A 12133-nucleotide genomic window follows, 5' to 3' on the forward strand; every position below is an offset into this window, starting at 1 on the left:
AGCGACATTTTATATAAGTGGCTCCTATAATTCGGTGCCACTTCGTTTCCACAATCAGCCATAAAAATATTGCCGTCCGGTTAATGAGGAGGTCATATGAATACTCTCAAAGGTCCCGGTATTTTTCTTTCGCAATTTATAGATAATACAGCCCCATTCAACACTCTTGAAGGACTGGCAACTTGGGCATCCAGCCTGGGTTTTAAAGCATTACAAATACCTTGTAATCATAAGCACATCTTCGATATTGAGCAGGCAGCTGGAAGCCAGCAATATTGCGATGATGTCAAAGGCATGCTTGCTGAACACAATCTACAGATCAGTGAGTTATCGACGCATCTGGAAGGACAGTTGGTGGCGGTTCATCCAGCTTACAATCATCCTTTTAGTGGTTTTGCGCCTCAAAGTGTTGCGAACGATCCAATAGCCAGGAAGGAATGGGCTATTGGCATTTTGAAAAAAGCAGCACAAGCATCAGCACGTCTTGGACTTGATGCACATGCTACCTTTTCTGGCTCTCTAGCATGGCCATACTTATATCCTTGGCCACCTCATAATTCCGAGCTTTTTGATGAAAGCTTTAAAGAACTGGCGAAACGTTGGCTACCAATACTAAATACATTCGATGAATATGGTGTTGATGTTTGCTATGAGATTCATCCAAGTGAAGATCTACACGATGGTGCAACATTTGAACGTTTCCTTGATGAAGTCAATTACCATCCGCGTTGCAACATCCTTTTCGACCCGAGTCATCTGCATCTGCAACAGATAGATTATCTTGCTTATATAGATATTTATCACGAGCGGATCAAAGCATTTCACGTTAAGGATGCTGAATTTAATATAAATGGTCGCAGTGGTGTATACGGCGGTTATCAACCTTGGATACAGCGGGCCGGACGTTTCCGTTCACCTGGTGATGGTCAGATTGATTTCAAATCAATCTTTAGCAAACTCACCCAATATGACTTCCGTGGATGGGCTGTACTTGAATGGGAATGTTGTCTAAAAAATAGTGAAGATGGTGCTCGTGAGGGTAGCCGTTTTATTGAAGATCATATTATCAGTGTATCTAACCGATCCTTTGATGATTTTGCAGAAACTGAAAGCAATATATCTGAAATAAGAAAGATCTTAGGAATATTCTGACACCAGAATCGGAGGTAGGCTCTCTACCTCCCTTCCCTATTTGATAGAAGAAATAAACGTTACCCGGTAATTTTAGGCTGAGGCAAAGATGAAAAAAATTTTTTATGATGCGATTGTTATCGGCTCAGGAGTAGCGGGCAGTATCGCGGCAAAAGAATTAACAGAAAAGGGAATGAATGTAGTTTTGCTTGAAGCAGGACCATTTTTGGGTGAAAAAGATTTTCCCATCACCCCGGGCAATAACGAGAAGATAAAAAAAATAGATGCACTTGCCCGCTTTAAAATTGCATTGACCGGTCAACCACTACAGGCTCGAGCAACCTACATGAGCAATGAGTACCGCCACCTGTTTGTAAATGATTGGAAAAATCCGTATACAACACCAAAGGGCCAATACTTCTTATGGATACGCGGGCGCCAACTCGGTGGAAGACTCCATACGTATGGCCGTGTATTGCAACGGATGTCTAATTATGACTTCAAAGCAGCCAGTTATGACGGCTATGGGCAAGATTGGCCGATTAGTTATGAGGAACTGGCACCATGGTACGATCACATAGAAGAATTCCTTGGTGTATATGGCACAAGAGAAAATATACCGAATCTTCCTGATGGTAAGTTCATTCAAGCTCCAATTTTGACAAAACCAGAAAAGACCTTTAAAAATAAGATTGAATCTCTATGGCCTGAGCGCAAAGTCATCAGTTGGCGTTTCTCTGCCCCAAATCTTAAGCGAATTCCTGTCGGTGTACAGGCTGCGATAGATACGGGTCGTCTTGAGTTGCGAACTGATGCTGTAGCAAAACAAATTGATGTAGACCCTGTCAGCGGTAAAGCAGTTGGTGTAACTTTTATTGACAGATTGACAAAGCAGGAGCATAGCGTCCGTGGCGGCATGGTTATGCTATGTGCTTCTGCAATTGAATCTGTTCGCTTATTACTCAATTCACGTTCTACACGTCACCCTGAAGGTATTGGTAATTCAACGGGATTATTAGGTCGTTATTTTTTAGAACAAGCACCGAGTCTTATAGCTGGTTCAGTACCTGACAGTATGGGTTGGGAATATGACTCATCACTTCCACAAGACCCATTCTGTAGACCCGCAGGCGGCATTGTTATTCCGCGCTTTCAGAACGTTGGTGTCCAAACAGGTAAGAACTATCTTCGGGGTTTTGCGTACCAAGGTGTTATCGGCCGTGGTTATGTGCCACCTGATAGTCCCGCACAATTTGGGCTTATGGGCTTTGGCGAAATGCTACCTCGAGCAGAAAATCGGATAACCTTGGATGCTCGTAAAAAAGATGCATGGGGTATCCCTGCTCCACGAATTGATTGTTCATTCGGAAATAATGATCTTATTGTAATGAAAGAACAACTCAATACAATTAAAGAAATGGTCTCAGCATGTAATTACAAAATTGATTTCGCAGGTACTGCTCTTGGACTTGAAGATGCCCGCAACGTAATGCCTGATGAATCATTTTTAATGAAAATGATCTTCCGACTTTCTTTTAAGAAAAGTGTTGGCCTTGGAGCTGCAATCCATGAAAGTGGTGGAGCAAGAATGGGAGAAACCCCGAATAACTCAGTTCTGAATAATTACAATCAGTGTTGGGATGCAAGTAATGTCTTCGTAACTGACGGAGCATGCTTTGTTACTAGCGGCACTGTTGGTCCAACATTAACCATGATGGCGATTACCGCTCGCGCCTGCCATTACGCTGCAAACCAATATATGCAAGGGCAACTCTAAACGTACAAGTTCAAGTGCTGCATGTTATTGATTGCAATGAATCAGCATTAAACTAGCAAAATCAGTTCTATTTTCTTTTATAAAGGTGTATCTGATGTCGAAATTTATCCTTGTTGGTGACGTCGGCGGTACAAACGCTAGACTTGCCCTGTGCGATATGGCTGATGGAGCTATCTCACATATCCATACCTATTCCGCAAATGATTACGCCACTCTTGAAGATGTCATAACACATTATCTAGAAGGTCAGCGGGTTACAGTACATGAAGCTTGTATTGCTATCGCATGTCCTATAACCAATGACTGGGTCGATATGACCAATCATAGCTGGGCATTTTCAATCAATTCAATGAAACTTAATCTTGGTTTGAATAATCTTGAAGTCATAAATGATTTCAAAGCCGTTTCGATGTCGATTCCTATGTTGCACGACACAGACCTATTGAAATTCGGTGGGGGACACGTTGAAAAAGATAAGCCTATTGTTGTATATGGGGCTGGCACAGGGTTAGGAGTTTGCCATCTAATACAAACTACACAGCAGGTTATCAGTCTGCCCGGCGAAGGTGGTCATGTAGATTTTGCACCCAACAGCGCAGAAGAAGACCTTATCCTTTCAGCCCTAAGATCAGAACATGGCCGTATTTCTTATGAGAGAGTTCTATCCGGACCTGGCCTTGTTAATCTGTATAGAGGCATTGTCAAAGTAGATGGAAGAATTCCGGAAAAACTAAAGCCAAAAGATATAACGGATCGAGCATTAAACAATGAATGTACCGACTGTCGTCGTGCACTATCGCTATTCTGTATATTATTAGGTCGCTTTGGCGGGAACCTTGCACTGACAATGGGAACATTTGGTGGAGTTTATATTGCTGGGGGAATCGTCCCGCGTTTCCTTGATTTTTTCCGTTCATCCGGATTCAGAAGTGCCTTCGAAGATAAAGGACGATTCAATAATTATCTTAAAGACATTCCTGTTTTTTTAATAACACATCCTCAACCTGGATTATTAGGTGCAGGAGCTCACATGCGACAATTGCTAGGATATTCACTTAACTAACCCTGTAAATACTGGGGGGCCGGAGATAAAGATTATGATTATAGGTCCATATATAAATAGCATAGCAATTATCGTTGGCGCAATAGGCGGAAGCCTATTATCGCCCTGGATCCCCCGACGCCTTCACGAAGGTATGCCACTAATGTTTGGCATTTGCTCAATGGCAATGTCAGTAATATTAATAATGGATACTATTAATATGCCTGTAATTGTTCTAGCCGGTATCCTTGGAGCCCTTACTGGTGAATTAGTATCACTTGAAAAAAAGATAAACAATATTGCAACAAAGGCAAAAAACTGTATAGAGTCCATCTTACCAAAACCACGTGGCGACATTACTAATGAGGAATTTTTAAACATCTTTGTAGCCTTAATTATCTTATTCGGAGCCAGTGGTACTGGTATTGTTGGCGCAATGAACGAAGGAATGAATGGAAATAGTTCCGTGCTTATTACCAAAGCGTTCATGGATTTTTTTTGCGCCATTCTTTTTGCTACACGGCTTGGCTTTTCTATTATAATCCTTTTTATACCTCAGTTAGTTATTCAACTAATTCTTGCCTATAGTGCCGTATTACTTCTTCCGTTAACGACAACGTCCATGCGAGCTGATTTTTATGCCGTTGGCGGAATGGTGATGATGGCCACTGGTCTAAGGATATGTGGTATTAAAATGTTCCCTGTAGCAAACATGCTTCCAGCACTGCTATGGGCAATGCCTCTCTCCTGGATTTGGAACTATATTTCGAACTAAATAGAGTTGGTAATGCATCTTACGATTTCATCCAATCAGGAAGATTGTTTATCCCCTGATTTTTTTGGGCCAGTAGAGCAGCAATCCCACCTAGAATTTCTGGCAAATCAGCAAAGTGAGCTGATTTTAAGTCCACTGTGGGTGAAGTTGTTCCGAGGTTATGCTCTTCTATCGTCGAGATAACACTGTCAAAGAAAATAGCTCCCGCCTTGGATAAATCACCACCAATGGAAATCACATCTGGTGCCAATATTTTAACAATATTTGCCAAAGCCTTGCCGAGATGCCTGCCAGCATCAAATAACACTCGTTGACATGCTACATCACCTTCCGCAGCAGCAAGAATTATTTCGGTCAGAGAGTTCTTATAGATCTCTGATTTTGAGAGAGTCATTATAATAGCGCGTTCTGAAATGAAAGTAGTGAGGCATCCTCGACATCCGCAAAAACAAACCGCTCCAGAATTATCGATAATCAGATGACCGAACTCAGCGGCCATTCCATTCCCCCCTTTGTAAATATGATTATTTATAATGATACCTCCACCTATCTGGCGGGAGCAGGATATATAGATAAAGTTTTCAACGCCCTTTCCACTCCCCCATGACCATTCTGCTAATGCTGAATGATTAGCATCATTGCCAATGATAATGGGTAATTGCAATTCACGCTCAAAAAAAGATTTTATCTTAATATCGCACCATCCAGGTAACCGGCCTGCAGACCATGAAATAATAGTTTCACCGTTGATATCCAATGGTGCAACGATACTAATCGCGACCCCGGAAATATCACCAATACTTAGCTCATGATTTTTTAAAAGATCATTTATGATTTGAACTACAGCATGAGGATTATTTTCTTCAGGTGAATTTTGGTCCACAAAGCACTCATAATCAAATCGCTGTTCTGATTCGAATAAAAACAATGAGCAGCTAATTTTATCAACCGCTACTAATATAGAAATATACCGTCCTGTCTTAGATATTAGTGAAACAATACCTTCACGACCATTAACCCAATGAATATCGACATTGCCGAGTTCGCGAAGTTTTTTTACAACATAGTTAACCATAGCTGGCGACAAACCAGTTTTACGCGATATAGAAGCCTGAGAGTGTGGGCCTTCATTGAGTAATAACTCTCGAACTAAGGAAACACTTTTTCGTTTTTTGATAGAATTATTTTCCACTATAACGCCCTCATACCTATAAATCTAATACCACATGGTCTGGATTTTATGGCTATAAAGTCACTTACGCAACAACCATAAGAAATCTTATTCGTCTGAAGGTTCTAACTACAATAGATGGTAACCTCACATTTTGAAGTAGAAAAACACAAAGAACCTCGACTAGACGACTACAAAATGCTATTTTTAACTAAAAATTACTATGTGGCCTGAAGTTATGCATCTTCGCGGTTTAGATCTCAATCTTTTGATTATCCTTGATGTGCTTTTAGCTGAACGTAATGTCACACGTACTGGTGAACGTGTTCATTTGAGCCAGTCAGCAACATCAGGTGCCTTATCAAGGCTAAGAGAATTCTTTGATGATCAACTACTTGTCCAGGTTGGACAGCGTATGGAGCTAACTCCTTTTGCTGAAATGCTTGTAGAGGAGGTCCATGATATTATCAGTAAATGTGAAGCAATTGTCGATAAAAATCAAAAATTTGATCCTGAAACATCAACGAGAACTTTTCGGCTTAATATTTCAGATGCATCCGCCACTGTAGTTATGAATAATGCAATAACTCTTATTCAAAAGCAAGCTCCGCATGTTCGGTTGGATATATCTTCTATTATTGATGGACCGATCAGTGAATATTTAAATATAGGCGTTATTGACCTAATTGTAACTCCAACTAACTTAGTATCGTCTCAACATCCTGCCGAATACCTTTTTGACGACCAATATGTTTGCGTAGTCTGGTCTGGTAATCCGCTATGCCAATCAGGCATAAATTTGGATAATTATCTGTCCAGTGGTCATATTGTTGCAAGATTTAGTAAAATGATCGGGTGGGCTCTTGATGAGGTTTTTATCAGCCAGTCAGGATATCAACGTAGAATAGATATTATTGTTCCCTCTTTCAGTATGCTGATGACGCAACTGATCGGTACAAATTTAATTGCCACTGTTCATGAACGTTTTGCTCGCTATTACTCTAAATACCTTCCGGTAGAGATCTTCCCATGTCCTATTATTTCAGAGCCTTTCGATATGAAGTTGCAGTGGCATCGGCATCATGACGGTGATCTTGGTATTCAATGGCTACGTCAGATTCTACATAAATCAGTATTGAATCTCGAACCACTTAGTTGAGCCAATCAGTAAAACCCTATCCCCCCACGATATAAATAAAAAAGACTGCCTTTCCGCAGTCTTTTTTATTTATATGCCTAAGTTGAAAGCTAATGATTACAATTAAAAACAATTTTCGCTAACACTACTAGATCTTTTATCAACAAGACTTTTATGAAAATTTGTCAGCACCATCGATAATGCAGCAATAACCCCTGGAACAGCAAATACCAGGAACCAAATAGTAATAGTTACATTAGCAGTTAAAAGCATGCCGCCAACAATAGTGTAAATAGACCCGTTTTAGTTCCAGGCATTTTTTGAGATCCCGACCAAATGATTGTGTTGCCGATATTCCTCCGGCGTCATATTGTTCAGTGATTCATGAGGGCGTTCACAGTTATATTCTGACACCCATCTTTCCGTGATTTCCCGCACTTCATTCAGCGTTCTGAACAGATAAAAATCGAGTATTTCTGTACGGTATGTTCGGTTAAAGCGCTCAATAAAAGCGTTCTGCGTCGGCTTACCCGGCTGAATAAATTCCAGTTTTACTGCATGTTGCTCTGCTCATTCAGCCAGTGCAAGTGAGATAAATTCCGGACCATTATCCATGCGTAGCATGACCGGATAGCCGCGATTTGCCGCGATCCTGTCGAGTACACGGACCACGCGCAAAGCTGGCAGATTCAGATCGATTTCAATCGACAATGCCTCACGGTTAAAGTCATCAACGACATTGAACGTGCGAAAACGACGGCCACAGACCAGAGCATCATGCATAAAATCGACAGACCAGCTCTGGTTCAGCGCTTCCGGTGTGGCCAGTGGCGAGGAATTACGCACCGGCAACCGTTGTTTGCCTTTACGGCGAACATTCAGCTTCAGCAGACAATAAATACGATGGATCCTTTTGTGATTCCACGGGTATCCCTGCCGCCGCAGAACCTGGAAAAGTTTTGGAAAACCGTACCGTGGGTATCGCTCTGCCACTGCCTGCAACGCGACAATAACGGGTTCGTCACGCGTGGTATCCGGACGGTAGCTCAGGTTCAGACTCCGGCAGTCCTGACGGATACTGAGTCCAAATGTCGTTATCAGATGAGTGACCAGCTCACGCTTAAAGGCTGGTTTTAAAGCTTTTTTCGATAACGTCTTTCAGGGCCCGGTTCTCAAGGCTCAGGTCGGCAAACATCTGTTTGAGACGCCGATTCTCGTCCTCAAGATCCTTGATCTTTTTAATATCAGAAGCCTCCATGCCGCCGTATCTGGACTTCCAGTTGTACCAGGTGGCTTCAGATATACCGGCCTCCCGGCAGACATCTTTAACGGTTCGTCCGGCTTCAACCGATTTAATTACGGCAATGATCTGATGCTCAGTAAAACGGGCTTTACGCATAGCGATCTCCTTTGTTGGCAGATTGATTATGCCGGAGGATCTCTAAATGTGAATGGCACGATTATGCGGGATACTTACAGCATGAGCGGGAACGTCAGGTTCTGGTACAGTATTATCCTGTGGAAGGTATAGCTGTAGCAGACCGCTTACCCGGCAGAACAAGAGCATCCATGAGACAAGCGGCATACTCAATGGGCCTAAAATTTCCAGCACGGCTTCCGCACATTCGTGGAACGTCTTCTGTCGGCGGGCTTTTTTTTCGCATTACCCCCCGTCGATTACCGGATGATGACGCAATTTACAAGCGCCTTGTCCGCCTACCGCGAGCACAACGCCATCAGGCTAACTATTAGCCGGCGTAAAAAAACCGGGCGCTAAGGCCCGGTTTGTACGGCAGTGAAACGAAGATTAATGCGCGGCTTCCGGCTTGTGCTTTTGCGCACTCTGGAAGCCATACGTCAACGCATTTTTCTCTTTATCCAGCGCGACGGTGACCTGTCCGCCATCAACCAGCGATCCAAACAGCAACTCATTGGCCAGCGGTTTTTTCAGGTTATCCTGAATCACACGCGCCATCGGTCGTGCGCCCATCGCCCGGTCATAGCCCTTTTCCGCCAGCCAGTCGCGCGCTTCCTGACTGACTTCCAGAGAGACGCCTTTCTGATCCAACTGAGCCTGCAACTCGACGATAAACTTATCGACAACCTGATGAATCACCTCGCCAGACAGATGATCGAACCAAATAATGTTGTCGAGACGGTTACGGAACTCCGGCGTAAACACTTTCTTGATCTCGCCCATCGCATCGGTACTGTTGTCCTGATGAATAAGACCAATAGATTTACGTTCGGTTTCTCGCACGCCGGCGTTGGTGGTCATCACCAGCACCACGTTGCGGAAATCCGCCTTACGGCCATTGTTATCGGTCAGCGTACCGTTATCCATCACCTGCAGCAGCAGGTTAAAGACATCCGGGTGCGCTTTTTCGATCTCATCCAGCAACAGCACCGCATGAGGATGCTTAATCACCGCATCCGTCAGCAGCCCGCCCTGGTCGAAACCGACGTATCCCGGAGGCGCGCCGATCAAACGGCTCACCGTATGACGCTCCATATATTCGGACATATCGAAGCGCAACAGCTCAATACCCAGCGCTTTTGAAAGCTGTACCGTAACTTCAGTTTTCCCTACGCCAGTTGGCCCGGCGAACAAGAATGAGCCGACAGGTTTATGCTCATGGCCCAGACCGGCACGACTCATCTTAATAGCTTCGGTCAGCGCCTCAATCGCGTTATCCTGGCCGAAGACCAGCATTTTCAGACGATCGCCCAGGTTCTTCAGCGTATCGCGATCGCTCTGCGAGACGCTCTTTTCAGGAATTCGCGCAATTCGCGCCACTACGGACTCAATATCCGCCACGTTGACCGTTTTCTTACGTTTGCTCACCGGCATCAGACGCGCCCGAGCGCCCGCTTCGTCAATCACGTCAATGGCTTTATCCGGCAGATGGCGGTCATTGATATATTTTACCGCCAACTCGACCGCCGCACGCACCGCTTTCGCGGTATAACGCACGTCGTGGTGCGCTTCGTACTTAGGTTTCAAGCCGTTGATAATTTGCACCGTCTCTTCCACCGAAGGCTCGGTAATATCAATTTTCTGGAAACGGCGCGCTAATGCACGGTCTTTCTCAAAAATATTGCTGAATTCCTGATAGGTCGTTGAGCCGATCACCCGGATCTTGCCGCTGGAAAGCAGCGGTTTAATCAGATTTGCCGCATCCACCTGTCCGCCCGACGCCGCGCCAGCGCCGATAATGGTATGGATTTCATCGATAAACAGGATGCTGTTGGTATCCTGCTCAAGCTGTTTCAGCAACGCCTTAAACCGTTTTTCAAAATCGCCGCGGTATTTGGTGCCCGCCAGCAGCGAACCGATATCCAGAGAGTAAATGGTGCAATCGGCCATCACTTCCGGCACATCGCCCTGCACGATACGCCAGGCCAGCCCTTCGGCAATCGCCGTTTTGCCGACGCCGGATTCCCCTACCAGCAACGGGTTATTTTTACGGCGACGACACAAGACCTGGATCGCGCGTTCAAGTTCTTTTTCACGACCAATCAGCGGATCGATGCCGCCCACGCGAGCAAGTTGGTTAAGATTCGTCGTGAAGTTTTCCATACGTTCCTCCCCGCCAGCTTGTTCGTCGCCAGTTGGCTGATTGCCGAGATCGGAAGATTGGCTCGGTTCGTCTTTTCGCGTCCCGTGAGAAATAAAGTTCACGATATCCAGACGGCTCACTTCATGCTTGCGCAGCAGATAAGCCGCCTGTGATTCCTGTTCGCTAAAGATAGCCACCAGCACATTCGCGCCAGTCACTTCACTACGCCCGGAAGACTGAACATGGAAGACGGCACGCTGCAGGACACGCTGGAAACTTAACGTCGGCTGCGTATCACGCTCTTCTTCACTGGCAGGCAGTACGGGTGTGGTTTGTTCAATGAAGGCTTCGAGTTCCTGACGGAGCGCCACCAGATCCACGGAGCATGCTTCCAGCGCTTCGCGAGCCGATGGGTTGCTGAGCAGCGCCAGCAACAGATGCTCGACGGTCATAAACTCATGACGGTGCTCGCGCGCTCTGGCGAAAGCCATGTTTAAACTGAGTTCCAGTTCTTGATTGAGCATAGGCACCTCCCCCAATTTTTATACCTGCATTCAGGCTTTTTCCAGCGTACACAGCAACGGATGCTCGTTCTCCCTTGCATACTTGTTCACCATCGCCACTTTGGTTTCCGCCACCTCGGCGGTGAACACGCCGCAGATGGCTTTGCCTTGATAGTGAACTGCAAGCATCAATTGCGTTGCACGTTCTACATCATAAGAAAAGAATTTTTGTAACACGTCAATAACAAACTCCATCGGAGTGTAGTCATCATTGACTAATATCACTTTATACATAGATGGCGGTTTTAGCGCGTCGCGCACGCTATCTTCCACCAACTGATCAAAATCCAGCCAATCGTTCGTCTTACCCATTGTCAGTCGTCATTATCGGTTACGGTTGTCGGCAGAAAAATCTGCCGCTGACCAGAGTCTATGCACACAATCAATCTACCTCAATTGATAGATAACTAACATCTATCAGTACCATCCGCGACATCTGTCACATTCCCGGCAATAGCGTTAACTGCTTCAAATTTTTGATTCATTTTTACCCGATCCCCCCAGCCTGATGCTTGACGCCTCGCCTGATTTCTCTAAATTGTAATGTCGAGAGTTGGTGAGGTTTTGAACAGCCCCCACTCCGTCACCGGTTCATTCCATCTTACTTATATAAGATTTACGAAGGATGTCGAAGCATGGAAACGGGTACTGTAAAGTGGTTCAACAATGCCAAAGGGTTTGGTTTCATCTGCCCTGAAGGCGGCGGCGAGGATATTTTCGCCCATTATTCCACCATTCAAATGGATGGTTACAGAACGCTTAAAGCCGGACAGTCTGTCCGGTTTGATGTACACCAGGGGCCAAAAGGCAATCACGCCAGCGTCATCGTGCCCATCGAAGCAGAGGCCGTTGCATAGCTCCTCTGTCTCATTGTGTACATCCAGGAGGCAAAATGCCAGCCCGATCGGCTGGCATTTTTATTTAACGCCAGTTCCTGATAGCAACACCGTTGCATCTTATCAGGCCGACAAATGAC

The 12133-nt window shown here is 44.9% G+C and carries 10 protein-coding genes and 1 pseudogene; 6 read left to right on the top strand and 5 right to left on the bottom strand.

Annotation, left to right across the window (positions count from 1 at the left end; all coding sequences use genetic code 11):
- The first annotated feature begins 96 nt into the window (after nt 1–96).
- The 4 genes from ABVN36_RS10285 to ABVN36_RS10300 all read left to right on the top strand — a co-directional run bounded on the left by ABVN36_RS10285 (nt 97) and on the right by ABVN36_RS10300 (nt 4725).
- Entirely contained in the window at nt 97–1152 is a 1056-nt protein-coding gene (locus ABVN36_RS10285) for a sugar phosphate isomerase/epimerase (RefSeq protein WP_001094122.1), read from the top strand.
- An 88-nt stretch (nt 1153–1240) separates the two neighbouring features.
- Nucleotides 1241–2908 carry a GMC oxidoreductase gene (locus ABVN36_RS10290; RefSeq protein ID WP_023181898.1) on the top strand — a complete coding sequence of 556 codons (1668 nt, stop codon included), beginning with the start codon at nt 1241–1243 and terminating at the stop codon, nt 2906–2908.
- A 94-nt stretch (nt 2909–3002) separates the two neighbouring features.
- Nucleotides 3003–3971, top strand: coding sequence for a glucokinase (gene glk, locus ABVN36_RS10295; RefSeq protein WP_000032766.1), 969 nt, complete (start codon nt 3003–3005; stop codon nt 3969–3971).
- A 34-nt stretch (nt 3972–4005) separates the two neighbouring features.
- Nucleotides 4006–4725 (top strand): DUF554 domain-containing protein, encoded by a 720-nt coding sequence (locus ABVN36_RS10300; protein ID WP_023138322.1) that lies wholly within the window; start codon nt 4006–4008, stop codon nt 4723–4725.
- Nucleotides 4726–4744: 19 nt separating this feature from the next.
- On the opposite strand, the gene ABVN36_RS10305 is transcribed toward ABVN36_RS10300, so the two are convergent.
- Nucleotides 4745–5917 carry an ROK family transcriptional regulator gene (locus ABVN36_RS10305; RefSeq protein ID WP_033903594.1) on the bottom strand — a complete coding sequence of 391 codons (1173 nt, stop codon included), beginning with the start codon at nt 5915–5917 and terminating at the stop codon, nt 4745–4747.
- 202 nt (nt 5918–6119) lie between these two features.
- Between ABVN36_RS10305 and ABVN36_RS10310 the strand changes: the two genes are divergently transcribed.
- On the top strand, nt 6120–7055 hold the full coding sequence (locus ABVN36_RS10310; RefSeq protein WP_023139549.1) for a LysR family transcriptional regulator: 936 nt from the start codon (nt 6120–6122) through the stop codon (nt 7053–7055).
- A 282-nt stretch (nt 7056–7337) separates the two neighbouring features.
- Here ABVN36_RS10310 and ABVN36_RS10315 read toward each other — a convergent pair.
- The 4 genes and pseudogenes from ABVN36_RS10315 to ABVN36_RS10330 all read right to left on the bottom strand — a co-directional run bounded on the left by ABVN36_RS10315 (nt 7338) and on the right by ABVN36_RS10330 (nt 11642).
- Nucleotides 7338–8433 (bottom strand): annotated as a pseudogene (locus ABVN36_RS10315) (IS3 family transposase).
- A 408-nt stretch (nt 8434–8841) separates the two neighbouring features.
- A complete protein-coding gene (gene clpA / locus ABVN36_RS10320; protein ID WP_000934064.1) occupies nt 8842–11118 on the bottom strand; it encodes an ATP-dependent Clp protease ATP-binding subunit ClpA in 2277 nt (758 codons plus the stop codon).
- A gap of 30 nt (nt 11119–11148) precedes the next feature.
- Nucleotides 11149–11469, bottom strand: a complete 321-nt coding sequence (gene clpS / locus ABVN36_RS10325) for an ATP-dependent Clp protease adapter ClpS (RefSeq protein ID WP_000520789.1) — start codon at nt 11467–11469, stop codon at nt 11149–11151.
- Between the two features lie 95 nt (nt 11470–11564).
- Complete coding sequence (locus tag ABVN36_RS10330; RefSeq protein WP_212742690.1) at nt 11565–11642, bottom strand: hypothetical protein; 78 nt, start codon at nt 11640–11642, stop codon at nt 11565–11567.
- 150 nt (nt 11643–11792) lie between these two features.
- Here ABVN36_RS10330 and cspD point away from each other — a divergent pair, with 150 nt between their 5' ends.
- Nucleotides 11793–12014, top strand: coding sequence for a cold shock-like protein CspD (gene cspD / locus ABVN36_RS10335; RefSeq protein ID WP_000447499.1), 222 nt, complete (start codon nt 11793–11795; stop codon nt 12012–12014).
- Nucleotides 12015–12133: the final 119 nt, after the last annotated feature.

The organism is Salmonella sp. SJTUF15581 (assembly GCF_043356775.1).
GTDB classification, from domain to species: domain Bacteria; phylum Pseudomonadota; class Gammaproteobacteria; order Enterobacterales; family Enterobacteriaceae; genus Salmonella; species Salmonella enterica.